The following is a 19,404-nucleotide window of genomic DNA, read 5'->3' on the forward strand; positions in this document are numbered from 1 at the left end:
TTAAAATTCAACTCATGCCCAATGCCCATATCACAGCGCCGCCCAGGCAGTTCCTCCCGGCAGATTTTGCCGTAACCACCTGGGACGCGCTGCAGCCATACTTCGAAACCCTCCAGCAAAGGCCCATCAACAGCAGCGAAGAACTTTCCCGCTGGCTGGCCGATATCAGCGAGCTCGAAGCCGTGATCAGTGAAGACGCCTGCTGGCGCCAGATCCGCATGACGAGAGACACCGCCAGCAAGGAATACGAAGAAGCGTTCACCTACTTCTGCATGGAAATCCAGCCCAAACTGCAACCCTATGCAGACGCGCTCAACCGTAAGCTGCTCGACAGTCCCTTCACCGCAGACCTCGATCCCGCCCAATACTTCCCCTACCTGCGCAACGTGCGCAAGCAGGTGAAACTGTTCAACGAAAAGAATATTCCCATCCAGGCGGAACTGAGCGTCATGGCGCAACAATACGGCGTCATCTCCGGTGCGATGACCATCGAAGTGAATGGACAGGAATACACCCTGCAACAGGCCGCCAAGTTCCTCGAAAACCCCGACCGCAAACTGCGCGAGGAAGTTTTCACCAAAACCGGCGAACGCCGCCTGCAGGACCGCGAAAAACTCGACGCCCTTTATTCCTCCCTCGTCAGCAAACGCCACGAAGTAGCGCAGAACGCAGGTTTCGCCAATTACCGCGATTATAAATTCGAGGAACTGGGCCGTTTCGAATACACGAAAGAAGATTGCTTCCAGTTCCACGAGGCCATCCGCGAGCACATCCTGCCGCTGGTTGGCGGCGCGCTCGAACGGCAGCGCCAGAAACTGGGCCTCGATACGCTCCGCCCCTGGGACGGCGACGCCGAGCCCGAAGGCACCAAACCACTGGAGCCCTTCAAAGACGGTAACGAGCTCATTTCCAAATCCATCGCGTGCTTTAAGGAACTGCGGCCCTTCTTCGGCGAATGCCTCGAAGTGATGCAGGATATGCAGCGCCTCGATCTCGACAGCCGCAAGAATAAAGCCCCCGGCGGATATAACTGCCCGCTGGCGGAAACCGGCGTGCCCTTCATTTTCATGAATGCTGCCGGCCAGATGAAAGACCTCACCACGATGGTGCACGAGGGCGGCCATGCCGTTCACTCTTTCCTTAGCCACAACCTCCCGCTCAGCGCTTTCAAGGAATACCCGATGGAGATCGCCGAAGTGGCGAGCATGAGCATGGAACTGTTTACCATGGACCATTGGCACCTGTTTTTCGATAATCCCGAAGAACTGCGCCGCGCCAAACTCCAACAGCTCGAACGCGCCATCGTCATCTTCCCCTGGATCGCTACGATCGACAAGTTCCAGCACTGGATTTACGAAAATCCCGCGCATACGACCGAAGAGCGGACCGCTGCATGGACGCGCATCCTCGATGAATTCACACCCGGGAACATCGATTGGACGGGCTTCGAGCACTTCCGTGCCAGCAATTGGCAACGGCAGCTCCATCTTTTCGAAGTGCCATTCTATTATATCGAGTACGGCATCGCGCAACTGGGTGCCATCGCCATGTGGAAACAATACCGCGAAAAGCCGGAACAGGCGCTGGACAACTACATGAAAGCCCTGAGCCTGGGATACACCAAAACCCTGCCCGAGCTGTACGAAGCGGCCGGCATCCGGTTCGATTTCTCGCCGGCTTACGTGAAAGAACTGGCGGATTTCGTGCAGGCGGAAATCGATCTGCTCACCAAAAAATAAGCACGACCGAAAATAAAAAAGGAGCGACCGGTAAAGTCGCTCCTTTTTTTATGCGTTCGAAAATATTATTGGCAGGATTTGCAAACGCCGCTCACCACTACTTCTACATTATGCATGGCGTAACCCTGCGGGAGGGTGATCGCCGGCACGTCGGTTTCGTCGAGGCACTGGGTGCTGCCACATTCTTCGCAGCGGAAGTGTACGTGATGGTCGTGATGCTCGTGTTCCCGGCACTCCGATTTGCAGATGGCATAGCGCACGCTGGTGTCGGTGGTGGGGATTTTATGGACGATCCCTTTGTCGAGGAAGGTTTGCAGGGTGCGGTAAATCGTTACCCGGTCGAAGCTCTTGCCGCTGAGCTTTTCGAAATCGGCATGTTCGAGGGCGCCGTTGCTTTTCAAAAAGAGCTCCAAAATCTTCACACGGGTATCGGTTACGCTCAGGTTGCTGGAACGTAACAACTCCACGATGATTTCTTTGTGTTTTGCAGGCATTGTTCAAAAATTTACTCTTGCATCAGCCGGTCGATGTCGGCTATCAGCTTGTCAACGTCTTTTACTTTCGTGCCTTCATACAGTCCGCGGATGCGGCCCTCGCCGTCTACCAGCGCAAACCACTGCGTGTGGATGAAGTCGTCTTCCCCGGTGAAGGTACCATCGTCTACCAGGTAACTTTCGCGGGCCAGTTTGTAGAGCTGGCGCTTGTCGCCGGTGAGGAAGTGCCAGTTCTTCGGGTCCGCGCCATGCTGTTCGGCATAAGCTTTCAGCACGCGAACGGAATCGTAGTCCGGGTCGGAAGTGTGGGACAGGATGAGGAAATTCGGCTTGTCCTTATATTTCGCATAGACTTTTTCCATGTTTTTGTTCATCACCGGGCAGATGTTGGTGCAGGTGGTGAAGAAATACTCGGCTACATAGATCTTTCCTTTCACGTTGTCTTGCGTCACCTGGTTGCTGTCCTGGTCCGTAAAGCTGAAGCCCTGCACCGTGTGGCCGGGAGCGCCCAGTACCGGGAGCTTTTCCTTTCCGGTCCAGCTGCCCCTGCTTTCTTTGATCATAAAGGCGTAGTAGGCCATGAAGCTGCCGCTCAGCAGCACGAAAAATGCGGTATAAATGATTAACTTCTTGGACATGTCGAATTTTATCTCCTGGTCTGATCTGCAAAGTTAGCACAGTTTCCCCAGATGGGCCCTGAGCCAGGTCATTTGCCGGTGATTTCGGCGTTGTCGAGATTATAGTACATTTCGTAAATGTTTTTCTCGTTGAGCCTCAATACACCTTTTACTTTGATATAATCGTCGGTTTCGAAATCCGGTTTTTTCGACTTGAAGTTCAGGGCCATGACGGATTCTGGTCCCGAGCCGCCGCAGAAGAAGCAAGAGCTGTTGGGATTGGCGCTGAGCACATACATGGAACCTTTCGGATCTATTGGTACCATGTACCCGCTAATCTCCACCGTTTTCCCGTTCAGGGCCTTGATGGCGCGGGAGAACGAAGGGTAAAGCATGGGCATTTGCATCTTTTCGTCGTATTTGCGGGTAAAGATGACGTCCGACAGTTGTTTCCAGGTCACTTTGAGGGGCGCTTCGTCGCGGGGCGCCACGTCGATGGTAGACATGGGCAGGCTGCCGGAGGAAGCGGCATTGGCAGACAATATCCGCTGCATCCAGGGGGCGGCGGATAGGCCGTGGCGGCAAACCCTTGAAATGTCTGAACAGGAAACGAGGGCGAAGGCGGCGAGGCCCAGGACGATTTTCTCCACTTTAAGCATTGGCAAGCGTTTTAGCGATATTCAGCCGGAAAGCGCGCACCGCAGGCAGCAAAGCGGCCAGCAGGCAGGCCCCGACGATAGCTGCGGCGGTTATGGCGTCGGCAGCGGTTAACGGCATGGCGCCGGAAAAATTCAAATGATAGCCGGCAAACAGTTCCTGTTGCAACAGCAGCAAAGCCACACGGCTCAGCGCGATCCCCGTTACCACGCCCGCCAGTCCCAACAGGAACGCTTCGGCGAAAACGAGGGCGAGCAGTTTGCCGCGGGAGCCGCCCATGGTCCGGATGAGGGCCAGTTCGTAGCGGCGCTCGTGCGTGCCCTGCACCAGCGTTACAAAGATACTGCATGCGGCGAGCCCGGCCAACAGCCAGCCCAACGCGCGCAACACCTTCGCGCCTGTGCCCAGCAGCGATTGCAGCCGGTTGATCTCTATTGCCGGCACCGCGGCCTGCATGTTCGTGTATTCATTGATCATCCGTGGAAACTGCAATTGCCCCATCGGACTGCGGAACTTGATCAGCACCGCTGTTACCTGCTTGCGGGGGTCGGGTGTTTGCATCATGGCGCTTTCCTGGCTGCCGGCATCCTCATGATCTTTTGCGGCGCCTTCATGATCATGCGCATCGTGTTCATGAGGATCGTGACCTTCCGACGTGCCTGGTTGCGTTGCGTGTGCATCGTGTTCATGGCCGCCTTCCGCATGATCGTGCGCGGCTGCGTCATGATGCGGCGCGTGGATGTCCCACACGCTTTCCAGCGGGGTCAGCAGCAGTTGATCGACCGCCAGGCCGGTGGCGGGCAGGATGCCGCTTACGAGATATTCTTCCCCTTCATGCACATGGCCCGTTTTCCCGAGGCCATGCGTCCCCGCGAAGCGGCTGCCCACTTTCAAGCCAGCCTTCCGGGCGGCTTCGGCGCCTGCAACCACCTCCATCGACTTCCCGAAAACCTTTCCCTGTGTGGGTTTTACGTTGTATTTGTCGAGATAGGCCTGCGTGGTGCCGATGATGCGGAAACCGTGGTACGAATCCCCCAGCGAAATGGGGACTGCCGATTCCACCAACGGGTGATGCATGAAACGGTCGGCTTCGGTAAGGGAAATATTGCCGGTGGGATTGTCGAGATGATAGACGCTGCTGAGGATCAGCTGGAGCGGACTTCCCTTTGCGCCCAATACGAGGTCGATACCGTCGATCTGCTGTTCGAGCTGTTGGCGCGCCTGCCGGTTGAGGGCCCACAGCACGAGGAGCACGGTGGTGCTGCAGGAAAGCAGCAGCCAGCAGAGCGCGGTGTAAAGCGGTTTGTGAAGCAGGTTGCGTATGGCGATGCGGAAAATCATGTCAGTTGGATGTGTTGAGGGAAAAGGGATGTCAGCCGGTTGTCGTGCGTAACGATGAGCAGCGCCGCGTTGTGGCGGGCGGCCTGTTCGGAAAGCAGGCGGGCCACGGCTTCACAGTTACGGTCGTCGAGACTGGCGGTGGGCTCATCGGCCAGGATGACGTTGGGCGAAGGCAATACGGCCCGCGCGATGGAAGCGCGTTGCTGTTCGCCCTGGCTGAGGCGTGCGGGAAGCTGGTGCAGGAGATGATCGATCCGGAGATCGGCGGCTACGGCTTCGAGGCGTTTGTGATCGGCGGCCGCGCCGGTGAGGCGGAGCGGCAGCAGGAGATTGTCTGCTACGGAAAGCGAGCCGATAAAATGCGACCGCTGGAAAATGATCCCGATATGTTGGCCGCGGAAGGCGTCCATTTTCGGGGTGCTGAGCGAGCTGATGGGCGTGCCGGCTACATTGACGGTGCCGCCCGCGGGCTGGATGAGCCCTGCGAGGAGGTGCAGCAGGGTGGTTTTTCCGGCGCCGGAAGGGCCGGTGATCAGGAGGGTTTCTCCTTTCCGGCAGGCCAGGTCGGGGAACCGGATCTGGCGCCCGCCCGGATAGGTATATGCCAGTTCGCTGGTCTGGATCATCATATCTGTCATCACTATTTGTTTTGGCAACAACGTTGCAAATGGAACGTCGAATTCGGCTAAGATAGCGTTCGCTGCATACAAATTTCATTAATTTTTGGATTAAATGCAACAATGTTGCAAAATAACCCTTAGCTTTGTTGCCCACAAAACCAACTCACCATGCCCAATAATCGACTGATGAACAGAATGAGCCTGGACGCGCTAGGCATCGGGGCCTCACTGGCCTGTGCGGTGCATTGCGTAGCGTTGCCGCTGGTGGCGGCGTTTCTTCCGCTGGCCGGCGTAGCGCTTCATTACGAGCCGCTGGAGTACCTGTTGCTGGGCGCCACGCCCGTTGTTGGATTGTTGGCGTTGTACCGGGGGTATAAATACCAGCATCGCCGGGTGCGGCCATCGGTGTTGTTCGTGGTGGGATTTGCGTTGCTGATGGCGGGGCATTTCTGGTTCCCGGAAGCCTGGGAGCTGAGTGCGATCGCCCTGGGCGCGGGATTGCTCATCGCGGCACATGTCGATAACATCCGTTTTTGCCGGAAATGCAGGGTGAAGGAATCAGCCCCGGTAGCAGCTGAATAGATCGGGTTTCCAGGAAACGTTTAGTTCCGGTTGAAATCGCTCGTCCATCAATTTGCAAGCGCGTTCAATTGTCTGACAATCGGGCCGAGCGGATGACAAAGGATGTCTGCAAAATGCCGCTATCGCCCAAAAGGCAAGCTGAGAGAAAAATTGTACTTCCTACAAATCCAAAAGTGATCATTTGTCTGACAAATGATTTGAGCGGATGACAATTGGCAAAACGGTTTTATAAAAAACGCCGGCCTGTATATTAAATCGTTCATCCAGCAAATCCAAAAGTGATCATTCGTTTGACAATTGAGTGGAGTGGATGACAATGCGATACGGTTTTATAAGAAACGCTGGACTGTAGATAGAATCATTCATCCATCAAATCACAAATGCGATGATTTCCTGGGTAGATGAATTGAGTTGATGACAACCATTAGTACGGTGGGATGTAACATTCCCACTTTCGAAAGTTTTTTCGTCACCATTTAACCTGACCATATGCCCGCAGCATCCACTTTTGCCTTGACAGGAGACCACTTCCGCAAGGCGCCCTCCCAACTGCCCGTCACCGTGCTCAGCGGATTCCTCGGCGCAGGGAAAACATCGCTCCTCCAACACATCCTTCACAATCGCGAAGGCCTGCGCGTAGCCGTTATCGTGAACGATATGGCCGAAGTCAACATCGATGCGCAGCTCGTCCGGAACGCCGCTTCCCTCCATCAGACAGAAGAAAAACTGGTGGAAATGTCGAACGGATGCATCTGCTGCACCCTTCGGGAAGATCTTCTCGCCGAAGTGCAACGCCTCGCGGCGGAACAACGGTTCGATTACCTGCTCATCGAACCCAGCGGCATCTCCGAACCGCTGCCGGTAGCGCAAACCTTTACCTGGCAAGACGATCAGCAAGGCATCGATCTCCGCGCCGTGTCGCGGCTCGATACACTCGTTACCGTCGTGGATGCTTACAATTTCCATCACGACTATTCCAGCCGGGAACTGCTCAACGAAAAAGGTTTGACGGAAGCGGCCGACGAACGCACCATCGTGAACCTGCTAACCGATCAGATTGAATTCGCCAACGTCATCGTTCTCAACAAATGCGACCTCGTGACCGGAGAGCAGAAGGGCGCACTGAAATCCCTTCTGCGCAAACTCAACGCCAAAGCCAGGATCGTAGAAGCGGTGAAGGGCGAGGTGCCGCTCCGCGAAGTGCTGCATACCCGGCTGTTCGACTTCGATGAAACCTCCCAATCCGCCGGCTGGATCGCCGAGCTGGAAAAAGAACATGTGCCGGAAACGGAAGAATATGGGATCCGGTCGTTCGTGTATCGCAGCCGTGCACCGTTCCATCCGGAAAGGTTTTGGGAAATGGTCCAGCATCGCTGGCCGCAGGGCGTTATTCGCTCGAAAGGTTTGCTGTGGCTGGCTTCCAGGCCAGACGTGGCTATAAACTGGAGCCAGGCGGGCCGCTCGCTCATGGCCGACCGCGCCGGCGTGTGGTGGTGCGCTATCCCGGAAAAGCATTGGGAGCTCGATCCCGCATCCGAACAGATCATCCGCGAACGATGGCATCCACTGTTCGCCGACCGTTACAACGAAATCGTCATCATCGGCCAGGACATCGACCCGCACGCCATTTCCGTCCTGCTCGACGGTTGCCTGTGCAACAACGAAGAAATAACGGGCTGGAAACTTGGCCGGCCTTTCAACGATCCATTTCCCGCTTTCTGATAATGTTTAGGTAATTAGTTCCTGCGAAACCCCAACGCCGCCGCCCAACTTGTCCTCGATTATTTTCACGGGCGGCGGCTTCTTTCCTAATCCCCATTATTTAGCCTAGTCTAAAAATTAATTTAGACAAATGTCGATTCTGTTTTTAAATTTGTCTCACAAACAACCTACAACCTCATGGCAGCAATGCTACGCACGATTTCAACCTTACTATTTGCTGCGGCAACACTCGCCGCTCACGGCCAGGGCCGCCTGAAAGGCACCGTTTCCGCAGGCGAAAGCCCCGTCCCGTTCGCCACCGTCGGATTTAAAGATCTCAAAACCGGCGTCGTGACCGACGAAACCGGTCAATTCATTATTCCCAACGTTCCCGCTGGCAAACATGAGCTGCAAGTGAGCGCGGTAGGGTACCTCACTTCCAGACAAACCGTCACCATCAAGCCCACAGGCACTACCAGCGTGCTGATCAGGCTGGAACCTTCTGCCAGCAATCTCGGGGAAGTAGTGGTCAGCGGCACCCTCCGGCCGGTAACCAAAATGGAAAGCCCGGTACCCGTGGAAGTCTATTCCCCCGTCTTCTTCCGGAAAAATCCCACACCCAGCATCTTCGACGCGCTCCAGAATGTAAACGGCGTGCGCCCGCAGCTGAACTGCAACGTCTGCAACACGGGCGATATCCACATCAACGGGCTCGAAGGGCCGTACACCATGGTCATGATCGACGGGATGCCCATCGTCAGCGCCCTGTCTACCGTCTACGGCTTGTCCGGCATCCCGAACAGCCTTGTGGAACGGGTGGAAGTGGTGAAAGGCCCGGCCTCGACGCTCTATGGTTCCGAAGCGGTGGCCGGATTGATCAACATCATCACCAAATCGCCCGCCACGGCGCCGGTCCTTTCGGCCGACGTGATGGCCACTTCCTGGCAGGAATACAACGTGGACATGGGCTGGCGGTTTAAAGCCGGATCACGGGCACAGTCGCTCCTGGGGCTGAATTACTTCAATTACCAGGACCCCGCAGACCATAACGGCGACGGCTTCACCGACGTTACCCAGCAACACCGGATCAGCGTTTTCAATAAATGGAGCTTCACACGGAAAAACGACCGGGTGGCTTCGCTGGCGGCCAGATATTTTTACGAAGACCGCTGGGGCGGACAAACCCAGTGGGAAAAACGCTGGCGCGGAACAGACAGCGTGTACGGTGAGAGCATATATACCAGTCGCGTCGAAGTGCTGGGGCAATACCAGCTGCCGACCCGGCCGCGCCTCATGCTGCAGGGCTCGTTCAACTACCACGACCAGAATTCCGTGTATGGCGCCACCTGGTTCCTCGCGAAGCAGACCATCGCGTTCGCGCAGCTGACCTGGGACAAGGAAATAGGGAAACACACGCTACTGGCGGGCTTGCCGTTCCGGTACACGTTCTATGACGACAATACGGTGGCTACTACGGATAAGGACGTCAACAAGCCCCAGCGGACTTTCCTGCCCGGCGTGTTCGTGCAGGACGAGATCAAGCTGGCTACGGCGCACAACCTGTTGCTGGGCATGCGGTACGATTACAATTCCCTTCACGGCAATATCGTTACGCCCCGCCTCGCTTATAAATGGACGCCGAACTACCGGAACGTGTTCCGGCTGAATGCGGGAACGGGCTACAGGGTGGTGTCTGTGTTCACGGAAGACCATGCCGCGCTGAGCGGCGCCCGCGAAGTGGTGATCCAGTCGGAGCTGAAACCTGAGCGGAGCTGGAACGTCAATTTGAACTACACGAAGAAAATACCGTTGGGAAGCGCCTTTTTGGGGCTGGATGCGACAGCTTTCTACACGCACTTCTCGAACCGGATCATGCCCGACTATTCCCGGCCCGACTCCATATTATATGACAATCTGAACGGGTATGCGGTGTCTGAGGGATTCAGTCTCAATGCCGACCTGGCGTTCGCGTTCCCGCTGAAGATCATGGCGGGGGCTACGGTGATGGACGTTTATGAAAAGGACCGCGGGGTGAAAACGAGGCCCATGCTTACGGAGCGGTTTACCGGGACGTGGACGGTGAGTTATGCGTTCAAAAAAGCGGGTTTGACGGTCGATTATACCGGTAATATATACGGGCCGATGTTGTTGCCGGTGCAACCGAACGATCCGCGGCCGGCCGAGTCGCCGGTATGGAGTATTCAGAACGTACAGTTGACGAAGAAGTTGGGGAAGGAGTGGGAGATTTACGGAGGGGTGAAGAATCTGCTGAATTTCCTGCCGCCGAAGAACAGTATCGCGCATGCGCATGACCCTTTCGATAAGCGGCCGGGTTATAACGCCGACGGGAGCGTTGATCCTTATAACCTGACTTTCGACCCCGCATACGTATTTGCCCCGAACCAGGGTATCCGTGGATTCCTGGGGGTGCGGTTCACGCGGCAATAATCAGAGGGCGAGGCCGACTTTGATACCGAGGTGTAGGCTGGGGAGGTATTTCCTGGCTTCGTCTGCCTGGGGGACCACGGCCCCTCCTTCGATACGGTGGGTGGTGGCGGTGTAGACTTTCCCGCGAACGCCGACGCCGAGATAGGGATCGAGGATGAATTTGCCGCGGTGCATCTGGCGGCCGAGCAGGAGCTGGAGGCCGTAGACGTTTTTATCCGCAGAATTTTCATAGGTCGCGCTGTTGAGCGTGACCTTTTCATTTGGATAGAATACCTTTTTATAAAGGAGAACGGGCTCGAAGTAGGTGCCGGCCATGCGGATAGCGGTGTTGCGGCGGACGAGGTACCATTTGAGGCCGGCCCTGAAGCCGACGCCGCGGCCTTCCACGAACTGTTCGGTAGAGATGCCGGGATTTTCTTTCCCGATATTGATCCTTTTGAAGAAGACGTAGTCCGGGTAATCGGTGTATATACCGGAAACGCCGAGCTCGAGGCTCAGGGTTTCGGAGAGGTCCTGTTCGAGGTAGAGGTCCAGCTCATTGATGATGGTGGTGGGGTTTACCTTGATGTAGGTCCGTTTGCGGAAGGGTTCTTCCTGCGCAAGGGCGGTTTGAGCTGCTGTTGCAAGGAGGATAATGGTAAGGATCCTTTTCATATGGCTGCCGGGTTGTAAGGGGGAGGCGGGTGGTGACGCCCGCCTTTGGGAATCAGGTCAATAATCGTTCCACAATAACGGGGAACCATTTATGTTCGAGCGCCTGTACTTTTTTGGCGAGGCTTTCGGGGGTATCGGCTGGTGTGATGGTGCATTTTTCCTGGAGGATGGTGGCGCCGTCGTCGTATTTTTCGTTGACGAAGTGGATGGTGATACCGGATTCGGGCTCGCCGGCGGCGATGACGGCTTCGTGGACGAAGTGGCCGTACATGCCTTTGCCACCGTATTTGGGGAGGAGTGCGGGATGGATGTTAATGATTTTGTCGGGGAATGCCTGGACGAGGTTGGCGGGCACTTTCCAGAGGAAGCCGGCGAGGACGATGAGGTCGATCTCCAGTTCCTGCATCAACTTAACATAATAATCTCCCCGGAGGAATGCTTCCTTATCTATTATATATGAAGGGATGTTTTCGGCTTCGGCGATGAGGAGGACCCCGGCGTCCGGTTTGTTGGAAACGATGGCGGCCACGCGGATGGCGGGGTTGCCTTTGAGGTGATCGATGATCTTCTGGGCGTTTGAGCCGGCGCCGGAGGCGAAAATGGCGATGTTTTTCAAGCTTGTATATAAATTAAGGCACAAAAATAGGCAGATAACCATTTCCGGTAACGGTAAATTTCCATAATTTTAGGAGAAGCCCGGGCCATGGGGGCGGAGACTGATGGAAATCAGGTGACGGGAATGCGCAAAATCATGGCGATGCAACCAACTATATACGTATCTTGTTGTAGGTTGAAGTATCTTATATCCGGTTCGGAACAACTTCCCGTGAGGCACTATCCGACAGTCTGGTTGAAAACTCCAAGCAAAAAAAGTATCACTGCGATCGGCAGTATCTCCGTAGATGGTAAATATGATTTTTATCAGGTATTGCGGCCGGCGTGTATGCGCCGGGGGGTGAAGGGAGAGCCGAAATCAGCCACAGTAGATAATTTCAGCGGAATCATCTTTCGCGGATGTTATATAAAAACAGCTTGCAAAACAAGGACAATTTTTTTTCGTTTGTTGGTAAATTGTCAACATTCTGTCTTATTTTTGCTGGCACTTTTAAGAAACCTTAGGTCAAATCTAAACTAAATAGGCTGTGTATCGTCGTGTTTCCATTCGTTTGCGTAAGCAATTTGTGAGTGTTCTTATCCTATGCGCGGGGCTGGTTAGTTCCTTCTCCATCGCGCGGGCAGCAGATCCTGGTGCAGGTAAGACGCTATTTCAGCAGAATTGTGCTTCCTGTCACAATGTGCACAAAAAACTGACAGGCCCTGCGCTCGCAGGTGTTGAGAGCAGGTGGGCCGATAAGGCGCTGCTTCACAAGTGGATCCGCAATTCCGCTTCTGTAATTGCGTCCGGCGACAAGTATGCCGTTGATCTCTTCAACTCCTATAACAAGCTTCCGATGACGGCCTTCCCGGCCCTCACCGATGGTGATATCGACAATATCCTCGCGTTCATCGCGCAGGAGGAGTCGAAGCCGGTTGGTGGCGATAAGGGAGCTGCCGGTGCGGGTACGGCTGCTGCAGGAGCGGAAAAGGATTCCGGTAACAACAGCCTGCTGTTCGGCATCATCACCCTGATCCTCGCGATCGTAGCGGTGATCCTCATGCAGATCAACAGCAATCTGAACAAGCTGGCTTCCGAAAAAGAAGGCCATGCTACCGCAGAACCTGTTCCCTTCTACAAAAACAAAGTTTACATCGCCCTCTGCATCGTATTGCTCTTCATCGTTGGCGGTTACTATACCATCCAGGGCGCTATCGGCCTGGGCCGCCAGGACGGTTACATGCCGGAGCAACCCATCTTCTACTCCCACAAGGTGCACGCGGGTATCAATCAGATCAACTGTCTTTACTGCCACTCTTCCGCTGAAAAGAGCAAGCATGCCATGATCCCTTCGGAGAACGTGTGTATGAACTGCCACAAGGCCATTACCGAATACACCGGTGCTGACCTTTACACGGCTGAAGGCAAGAAAGTGAACGGTACGGCTGAGATCCAGAAACTGTTCGACCACGTTGGATGGGATAAAGACGCTGGCCGCTATACCAAACCGGGCCAGCCCATCGAATGGAAGAAAATCCACAGCCTGCCCGACCACGTTTACTTCAACCACTCCCAGCACGTGAACGCAGGCAAGGTACAGTGCCAGACCTGCCACGGCGATATCCAGGAGATGGACGAAGTGAAGCAGTTCGCCGACCTGTCTATGGGCTGGTGCGTAAACTGCCACCGTACCACCAAAGTGCAGTTTGCCGAGAACAACTACTACAGCATCTTCGAAAAGCTGCACAATGATGTGAAAGCAGGCAAGGTTGACAGTGTGACCGTAGAAATGCTGGGCGGTACCGAGTGCCAGAAGTGCCACTACTAATCAATAGATCAGAGAAATCAGACCAGACAAATTTTTCAAATCGTAACGCGATATAAATAATCACATGGAGCAAAAAAAGTATTGGAAAGGCTTGGAGGAGTTGCACAATACCACTTCGCATCAGGAGACTGTGAAAAACGAATTCAGGGAAGACCTGCCGTTTGAAGAGAGCGATAGTTTCCTGGGTGGGACCACCCCTCGCCGGGACTTCCTGAAATACCTCGGGTTTACCACTGCCGCCGCTACCATCGCGGCCAGCTGCGATATCCCGGTTAAGAAGGCGATCCCCTACGTAAACAAACCGGAAGATATCACCCCCGGTGTTCCCAACTATTATGCTTCCGCTTATACTGTAGACGGTGAGTACGTTCCCCTGGTGGTGAAAACCCGTGAGGGCCGCCCCATCAAGATCGAAGGCAACGATATGTCGGCGATCACGAAAGGTTCCACCACCGCCCGTGTACAGGCTTCCGTTCTTTCTTTATATGATGTGGCCCGCCTCCGCTTCCCCGGTATCAACCAAATGAACGGCGACGCAGACCTGGCAGCCCGCATCAAGGAAATGCAATATTCCGAGCTGGACAAGCAGATCGCCGCCGCCATTTCCGGCAAATCCGTAGCGCTGCTCACCTCCTCTATCATAAGCCCCTCCACCAAAAAGCTCATCGGTGAATTCCTGGCGAAATATCCCGGAAGCCGCCATGTAACATATGATGCCGTTTCCTATTCCGGTATGCTCCTCGCCAACGAGGCTTCCTACGGTAAACGTGCCATCCCCTCCTACCACTTCGAAAACGCGAAAGTAGTAGTGAGCCTGGGCGCCGACTTCCTCGGTACCTGGCTGAACCCTGCAGAATTCTCCGTTCAATACGGTGAAGGCCGCAAGATCAACCAGAAAAGCCCCGAAATGAGCAAGCACTTCCATTTCGAGAGCATGATGAGCCTCACCGGCGCCAACGCCGACGAGCGCTTCACCCACCGCCCCTCCGAAGCAGGCGTAGTAGCCCAGGCGCTGCTGGCTGCCCTCGGTGGTGCCGTTTCCGCTCCCGCTATCGCCAACACCCGCCTGAAAGAAGGCATCGCCAAAGCCGCCAAAGCCATCCAGGCCAACCCCGGCAAATCGATCGTAGTGTCTGGCTCCAACGATGTGAACGTTCAGATCCTGGTAAACGCCATCAACAACCTGGCCGGTTCCAACGGAACCACCATCGACTGGGCTTCTCCCGTTAATTACAAGCAAGGTATCGACAGCGATATGCAGCAGCTGGTCGCCGACCTGAACGCAGGTTCCATCGGCGCCCTGATCGTTTACGGCGTGAACCCCGCTTACGATTACTTCGACGCAGCCAAATTCAGGGACGGTGTGAAGAAAACCGCTGTAACGATCTCGTTCAACGACCGTTACGACGAAACCACCGAGCTTTGCAAATACATCATGCCCGACCATCACTACCTCGAAAGCTGGGGTGATGCCGAGCCGAAGAGCGGTTACTATGGCTTCATCCAACCGACCATCGCCCCGCTGTTCAAAACCCGTGCTTTCCAGGACAGCCTGCTGACCTGGACCGGCAACACCACCGCATGGGTAGATTACCTGAAAAATGAATGGATCACCCGCCTGGGCTCACAGGCTGCATGGGACAAAACCCTGCAAGACGGTCTCATCGAGCCCTCAACGGCCCCTGCGCTGGGTGGTGCTTCTTTCGTAGCCGACGTTGCTGCCGCCGCTGCCAAAATCGGTGCGCCGAAAACCTCCGGCCTCGAACTGGTGATGTACGAAAAAGTGGCCATCGGTAACGGTAAGGAAGCCAACAACCCATGGCTCCAGGAAATGCCCGACCCGATCACGCGCTCTACGTGGGACAACTACGCCTGCGTATCCAACAAGCTCGCGAAAACTTTCAATATGGAACTGGGCGACGATTACGAAATCAACGCCGAAAAGAAAGTTCTGAAAATCACCGCCAAAGGCAAAACCGTTGAACTGCCCCTGCTGATCGTGCCTGGTATCCAGGAAGATACGATCGCTATCGCAGTAGGTTACGGCCGCGGCAAAAAAGAATTCATCGGTAAGGCTGCCGGCGAAGTGGGTAAGAACGCTTACCAATTCGTATCCTTCAACGGCCAGACTTTCGATTACTTCTCCAACGAAGCCAAAGCAGAAGCAACCGGCGCCAAATACGCGGTAGGTCTTACCCAGACCCACAACAGCTACGAAGGCCGCCCGATCATCAAGGAAACCACGCTCGAGGAGTTCATCAAGAACCCGAAAGAAGTGAACCACGATCGCCAGCACCTGTTCGAAACATATGGTGAAGATTTCCGTAACGAAGGTACCCTGTACACCGGCGGCACCAAGTTCGAATATCCCGGTATCAAGTGGGGCATGTCCATCGACCTGAACTCCTGCTTCGGTTGCGGCGCCTGCGTGGTAGCTTGTACTGCAGAGAATAACGTATCCGTAGTAGGTAAGGAACAGGTGATCCTGGCGCACGAAATGCACTGGCTGCGTATCGACCGCTACTTCGCCGGCGACGAAAACAACCCCGAGGTGGTGTTCCAGCCCATGCTCTGCCAGCACTGCGACAACGCACCCTGCGAGAACGTTTGCCCGGTAGCCGCTACCAACCACTCTTCCGAAGGTATCAACCAGATGGCTTATAACCGTTGCATCGGTACCCGTTACTGCGCGAACAACTGTCCGTACAAAGTTCGCCGCTTCAACTGGAGAGACTGGAACGGTGCAGACAGCTTCGAAGGCAACCTGCACGATACTGCCGATATGAACGACGCCCTCACCCGCATGGTACTGAACCCCGACGTGGTAGTTCGTTCCCGCGGTACGATGGAAAAATGCTCCTTCTGCGTTCAGCGTCTGCAAGACGCGAAACTGGCCGCGAAGAAAGCAGGCCGCCCGATGAAAGACGGCGAAGCGAAAACTGCCTGCCAACAGGCTTGCTCCAGCGGCGCTATCGTATTCGGCAACGTGAACGACAAGGAAAGCCGTATCTACAAAGTTCGTAACGAAGAGCAGACCGACCGTATGTACTACGTACTGGAAGAAACGCACGTACTGCCCTCCATCAACTACCTGGCGAAAATCCGTAACAAGGATGCCGCTCCGGTAGCCGCCGGGCACGATGCGAAAGCTGAAGAGAAAGCTCATCACTAATGATAGCGTTTCAACCCGAAAGGGGAAGGAACAAGAACGATAGAACTAGTTAAGAATCTGTTTTAAGTTTTGAAACAACATAGCCCCGGAGCGATCCGGGGCGAGCAAAGCTCGAAATACTATGCATTTGAAGTACGAATCCACACTGAGAGAACCTTTAGTAGATGGGGTTAAGGATTATCACCAGGTAACGGAGGACATTATCAGTCCTATTGAAGCCAAGCCTGGTAAACTGTGGTATATAGGTTTATTCATCTCCATTGCCCTGCTGCTGTTCGGTGTATTCTCCGTATTCTGGGAGGTTTACTTCGGTACAGGTGTGTGGAACCTGAACAAGACCATCGGTTGGGGTTGGGACATCACCAACTTCGTATGGTGGGTAGGTATCGGTCACGCCGGTACGCTGATCTCCGCCATCCTCCTCCTGTTCCGCCAGGGCTGGCGTACAGGGGTGAACCGCGCGGCGGAAGCGATGACCATCTTTGCGGTAATGTGCGCGGGCCAGTTCCCGATCTGGCACATGGGCCGTGTTTGGATGGCCTTCTTCGTACTTCCTTACCCCAACACCCGCGGCCCGCTGTGGGTAAACTTCAACTCGCCCCTGCTGTGGGACGTGTTCGCGATCTCTACTTACTTCACCGTTTCCCTCCTGTTCTGGTACTCCGGTCTGCTGCCCGACTTCGCGACAGTGCGTGACCGCGCCAAAACCAAACTGCGGAAACTCCTGTATGGTGTTGCTTCCTTCGGCTGGACCGGTTCCACCAAGCACTGGCAGCGTCACGAATCGCTCTCTCTGGTACTCGCCGGTCTGAGCACCCCGCTGGTACTTTCCGTACACACCATCGTATCTTTCGACTTTGCTACCTCCGTGATCCCCGGCTGGCACACCACGATCTTCCCGCCCTACTTCGTTGCGGGTGCGATCTTCTCCGGCTTCGCGATGGTACAGACCCTGCTGATCATCACCCGTAAAATACTCGGACTGGAAGATTACATCACCCTTGGCCACATCGAAGCGATGAACAAGGTGATCGTACTGACCGGCTCCATCGTAGGTGTTGCCTACCTGACCGAGCTGTTCATGGCATGGTACTCCGGCGTTCAATATGAATTCGACACCTTCTACAAGTTCCGCGCTGCCGGCCCGCTGGGATGGTCTTACTGGATCATGATGACCTGTAACGTAATCTCCCCGCAGGTGTTCTGGTTCCGCAAGATGAGAAGGAACATCATGGTTACCTTCATCATGTCCATCATCGTGAACATCGGTATGTGGTTCGAGCGTTTCGTGATCATCTGTACTTCGCTGTACCGCGATTACCTGCCCTCTTCCTGGAGCTACTACCGCCCGTCCTGGCCGGAAGTTGGTTTCTACCTGGGTACGTTCGGCCTGTTCTTCACCTGCTATTTCCTGTTCGCCAAGTACTTCCCGGTTATCGCCGTTGCGGAGATCAAGTCGATCCTGAAAACATCCGGCCAGAACTTCAAGGAGAAGATGGACGTATACGAAGAGCAGAGCGTTGAGAAATTTGCGCACGATCACACAGCGCACCACTAAGAATTGAATTAAGATTAACGGAATACAGAATAATTATCCATATGGCTGTTAAGAAATTTGTTGTAGGCAGTTTTGATGATGAGGCGGTGTTGTTTCCGGCGGTAAAGAAAGTACGCCAGGCCGGTTACAAGATACATGACGTGTACACCCCGTTCCCGATCCATGGCCTGGACCATGCGATGGGCCTGAGAGAGACGAGCCTGCACACGGCCGGCTTCATTTACGCGCTTTGCGGTACAACGACGGCGCTGTCTTTCATGAGCTGGGTATTTACGACCGACTGGCCGATGAATATCGGTGGCAAGCCGCACTTCCCCTTACCGGCGTTCATTCCCATCACTTTCGAGCTGACGGTACTGTTCTCCGCGGTGGGTATGGTGATGACATTCATGTACCTGTGTCAGATGGCCCCGTTCGTAAAGAAGCACATTTTCCACCCCCGTCAAACGGACGATCTGTTCGTAATGGCGATCGAGCTGTCTGACAAGACGAGTGCCGAAGAGGTGAAAGGCTTCCTCAGCAGCGTGGGCGCGAAGGAGATCAACGAGCAGACGGCTGAAGCCGGCTGGTGGCTGGGTCGCTTCGACAGGGAAGACAAGGTATTCGCCAAATAATCGTTTGGGCGGATACGAATCGAATAGAAAGATCAGTTATTGACATTATAAAGGAGGACGGAGCCGGAAGGTATCTGTCCAGCAACTGAAAAGACAATAAATATCGGATGAAAAGGACTTCCAACATACTGATTGTAGCAGCCTTAGCAGGGGGCGCCTTCCTGGCATCCTGCGGGAACAAGGGGCCGCACCATAGAAATCCCGGCAAGATTTATGTGCCCGATATGTACGAATCCCGTGCATACGAGTTCTACAGCGCCCGCCTTGCGAGCATGAAGCCGGTGGAAGGAACGGTGAAACGCGGCGCCATGCTGCCTTATCACCTGAAAGCGGAAGATACTGCGCAGGCGAACCTGGTGAGAAACCCCCTGGTGCTGGACAAAGCGGGTCTGGATGAAGGGAAGCGCCTGTATGATATTTACTGCGGTGTTTGCCACGGCCAGAAGCTGGACGGCAACGGGCCGCTGTACAAAGGCGGCGACGGGCCTTACCCCCTGGCCCCGGCGGCCATGCTGACCGGTAAGGTAATGGGTTATTCCGAGGGCCGTATCTTCCACGTGATCACGTACGGTTTCAACGCCATGGGCAGCTACGCCAGCCAGCTCGATATCGAGCAGCGCTGGAAAGTGGTAGGCTATATCAAGAACATGCAGAACGGCGGCAAAGCGCCCGCAGCGGCAGCTCCGGAAGCGGCACCCGCGGCCGATTCGGCAACAGCGGCGGCACCGGCGGTAGCAGCAGCTCATTAATAAGATTAAATCGCATTTCAACTTCGTATTTTAAT

At 55.0% G+C, this 19,404-nt stretch carries 16 protein-coding genes; 9 read left to right on the forward strand and 7 right to left on the reverse strand.

Annotation, left to right across the window (positions count from 1 at the left end; genetic code table 11):
* The first annotated feature begins 14 nt into the window (after nucleotides 1-14).
* Nucleotides 15-1,739, forward strand: a complete 1,725-nt coding sequence (locus ACQKLP_RS01920; RefSeq protein ID WP_427319533.1) for a M3 family oligoendopeptidase — start codon at nucleotides 15-17, stop codon at nucleotides 1,737-1,739.
* 65 nt (nucleotides 1,740-1,804) lie between these two features.
* Here ACQKLP_RS01920 and ACQKLP_RS01925 read toward each other — a convergent pair whose 3' ends face one another.
* The 5 genes from ACQKLP_RS01925 to ACQKLP_RS01945 form a co-directional block, all read right to left on the reverse strand.
* Nucleotides 1,805-2,233 (reverse strand): Fur family transcriptional regulator, encoded by a 429-nt coding sequence (locus ACQKLP_RS01925; RefSeq protein WP_427319535.1) that lies wholly within the window; start codon nucleotides 2,231-2,233, stop codon nucleotides 1,805-1,807.
* 11 nt (nucleotides 2,234-2,244) lie between these two features.
* Nucleotides 2,245-2,871: an SCO family protein gene (locus ACQKLP_RS01930; RefSeq protein WP_427319537.1), complete on the reverse strand. Its 627-nt coding sequence runs from the start codon at nucleotides 2,869-2,871 to the stop codon at nucleotides 2,245-2,247.
* Nucleotides 2,872-2,939: 68 nt separating this feature from the next.
* A complete protein-coding gene (locus tag ACQKLP_RS01935; RefSeq protein ID WP_427319539.1) occupies nucleotides 2,940-3,509 on the reverse strand; it encodes a hypothetical protein in 570 nt (189 codons plus the stop codon).
* The gene (locus ACQKLP_RS01940) at nucleotides 3,502-4,848 is read right to left on the reverse strand and encodes an ABC transporter permease (protein ID WP_427319541.1); all 1,347 of its coding nucleotides are present in this window, start codon (nucleotides 4,846-4,848) and stop codon (nucleotides 3,502-3,504) included. The genes ACQKLP_RS01935 and ACQKLP_RS01940 overlap by 8 nt, the downstream gene beginning before the upstream one ends.
* A complete protein-coding gene (locus ACQKLP_RS01945) occupies nucleotides 4,845-5,486 on the reverse strand; it encodes an ABC transporter ATP-binding protein (protein WP_427319543.1) in 642 nt (213 codons plus the stop codon). The genes ACQKLP_RS01940 and ACQKLP_RS01945 overlap by 4 nt, the downstream gene beginning before the upstream one ends.
* Before the next feature lie 150 nt (nucleotides 5,487-5,636).
* Here ACQKLP_RS01945 and ACQKLP_RS01950 point away from each other — a divergent pair, with 150 nt between their 5' ends.
* The 3 genes from ACQKLP_RS01950 (at nucleotide 5,637) to ACQKLP_RS01960 (ending at nucleotide 10,199) form a co-directional block, all read left to right on the forward strand.
* Entirely contained in the window at nucleotides 5,637-6,050 is a 414-nt protein-coding gene (locus tag ACQKLP_RS01950; protein ID WP_427319545.1) for a MerC domain-containing protein, read from the forward strand.
* Nucleotides 6,051-6,539: 489 nt separating this feature from the next.
* Nucleotides 6,540-7,772, forward strand: coding sequence for a GTP-binding protein (locus ACQKLP_RS01955; RefSeq protein WP_427319547.1), 1,233 nt, complete (start codon nucleotides 6,540-6,542; stop codon nucleotides 7,770-7,772).
* Between the two features lie 177 nt (nucleotides 7,773-7,949).
* Nucleotides 7,950-10,199 carry a TonB-dependent receptor gene (locus ACQKLP_RS01960; RefSeq protein ID WP_427319549.1) on the forward strand — a complete coding sequence of 750 codons (2,250 nt, stop codon included), beginning with the start codon at nucleotides 7,950-7,952 and terminating at the stop codon, nucleotides 10,197-10,199.
* Here ACQKLP_RS01960 and ACQKLP_RS01965 read toward each other — a convergent pair whose 3' ends face one another.
* Both ACQKLP_RS01965 and purN read right to left on the reverse strand, forming a co-directional pair.
* Nucleotides 10,200-10,853, reverse strand: a complete 654-nt coding sequence (locus ACQKLP_RS01965; RefSeq protein WP_427319551.1) for a hypothetical protein — start codon at nucleotides 10,851-10,853, stop codon at nucleotides 10,200-10,202.
* A gap of 52 nt (nucleotides 10,854-10,905) precedes the next feature.
* Nucleotides 10,906-11,469 carry a phosphoribosylglycinamide formyltransferase gene (gene purN, locus ACQKLP_RS01970; protein ID WP_427319553.1) on the reverse strand — a complete coding sequence of 188 codons (564 nt, stop codon included), beginning with the start codon at nucleotides 11,467-11,469 and terminating at the stop codon, nucleotides 10,906-10,908.
* 565 nt (nucleotides 11,470-12,034) lie between these two features.
* Here purN and ACQKLP_RS01975 point away from each other — a divergent pair.
* From ACQKLP_RS01975 to ACQKLP_RS01995, 5 genes are all read left to right on the forward strand, one after another.
* Complete coding sequence (locus tag ACQKLP_RS01975; protein WP_427319555.1) at nucleotides 12,035-13,276, forward strand: c-type cytochrome; 1,242 nt, start codon at nucleotides 12,035-12,037, stop codon at nucleotides 13,274-13,276.
* A 64-nt stretch (nucleotides 13,277-13,340) separates the two neighbouring features.
* Complete coding sequence (locus ACQKLP_RS01980) at nucleotides 13,341-16,448, forward strand: TAT-variant-translocated molybdopterin oxidoreductase (protein WP_427319557.1); 3,108 nt, start codon at nucleotides 13,341-13,343, stop codon at nucleotides 16,446-16,448.
* Nucleotides 16,449-16,569: 121 nt separating this feature from the next.
* Nucleotides 16,570-18,006 carry an NrfD/PsrC family molybdoenzyme membrane anchor subunit gene (gene nrfD, locus ACQKLP_RS01985; RefSeq protein WP_427319559.1) on the forward strand — a complete coding sequence of 479 codons (1,437 nt, stop codon included), beginning with the start codon at nucleotides 16,570-16,572 and terminating at the stop codon, nucleotides 18,004-18,006.
* Between the two features lie 41 nt (nucleotides 18,007-18,047).
* The gene (locus ACQKLP_RS01990; RefSeq protein ID WP_341842383.1) at nucleotides 18,048-18,620 is read left to right on the forward strand and encodes a DUF3341 domain-containing protein; all 573 of its coding nucleotides are present in this window, start codon (nucleotides 18,048-18,050) and stop codon (nucleotides 18,618-18,620) included.
* 107 nt (nucleotides 18,621-18,727) lie between these two features.
* The gene (locus ACQKLP_RS01995; RefSeq protein WP_341842384.1) at nucleotides 18,728-19,369 is read left to right on the forward strand and encodes a cytochrome c; all 642 of its coding nucleotides are present in this window, start codon (nucleotides 18,728-18,730) and stop codon (nucleotides 19,367-19,369) included.
* Nucleotides 19,370-19,404 lie beyond the last annotated feature (35 nt).

This window comes from Chitinophaga sp. NPDC101104, from assembly GCF_050277495.1.
GTDB lineage: Bacteria > Bacteroidota > Bacteroidia > Chitinophagales > Chitinophagaceae > Chitinophaga.

What these genes read in the sequence shown, in the direction of transcription:
- ACQKLP_RS01935 (WP_427319539.1), bottom strand. Translation starts at nt 3,509, where the DNA reads ATGCTTAAAGTGGAGAAAATCGTCCTGGGCCTCGCCGCCTTCGCCCTC.
- ACQKLP_RS01920 (WP_427319533.1), top strand. Translation starts at nt 15, where the DNA reads ATGCCCAATGCCCATATCACAGCGCCGCCCAGGCAGTTCCTCCCGGCA.
- ACQKLP_RS01930 (WP_427319537.1), bottom strand. Translation starts at nt 2,871, where the DNA reads ATGTCCAAGAAGTTAATCATTTATACCGCATTTTTCGTGCTGCTGAGC.
- ACQKLP_RS01995 (WP_341842384.1), top strand. Translation starts at nt 18,728, where the DNA reads ATGAAAAGGACTTCCAACATACTGATTGTAGCAGCCTTAGCAGGGGGC.
- nrfD (WP_427319559.1), top strand. Translation starts at nt 16,570, where the DNA reads ATGCATTTGAAGTACGAATCCACACTGAGAGAACCTTTAGTAGATGGG.
- ACQKLP_RS01945 (WP_427319543.1), bottom strand. Translation starts at nt 5,486, where the DNA reads ATGACAGATATGATGATCCAGACCAGCGAACTGGCATATACCTATCCG.
- ACQKLP_RS01990 (WP_341842383.1), top strand. Translation starts at nt 18,048, where the DNA reads ATGGCTGTTAAGAAATTTGTTGTAGGCAGTTTTGATGATGAGGCGGTG.
- ACQKLP_RS01950 (WP_427319545.1), top strand. Translation starts at nt 5,637, where the DNA reads ATGCCCAATAATCGACTGATGAACAGAATGAGCCTGGACGCGCTAGGC.
- ACQKLP_RS01940 (WP_427319541.1), bottom strand. Translation starts at nt 4,848, where the DNA reads ATGATTTTCCGCATCGCCATACGCAACCTGCTTCACAAACCGCTTTAC.
- ACQKLP_RS01980 (WP_427319557.1), top strand. Translation starts at nt 13,341, where the DNA reads ATGGAGCAAAAAAAGTATTGGAAAGGCTTGGAGGAGTTGCACAATACC.
- ACQKLP_RS01925 (WP_427319535.1), bottom strand. Translation starts at nt 2,233, where the DNA reads ATGCCTGCAAAACACAAAGAAATCATCGTGGAGTTGTTACGTTCCAGC.
- ACQKLP_RS01955 (WP_427319547.1), top strand. Translation starts at nt 6,540, where the DNA reads ATGCCCGCAGCATCCACTTTTGCCTTGACAGGAGACCACTTCCGCAAG.
- ACQKLP_RS01965 (WP_427319551.1), bottom strand. Translation starts at nt 10,853, where the DNA reads ATGAAAAGGATCCTTACCATTATCCTCCTTGCAACAGCAGCTCAAACC.
- ACQKLP_RS01960 (WP_427319549.1), top strand. Translation starts at nt 7,950, where the DNA reads ATGGCAGCAATGCTACGCACGATTTCAACCTTACTATTTGCTGCGGCA.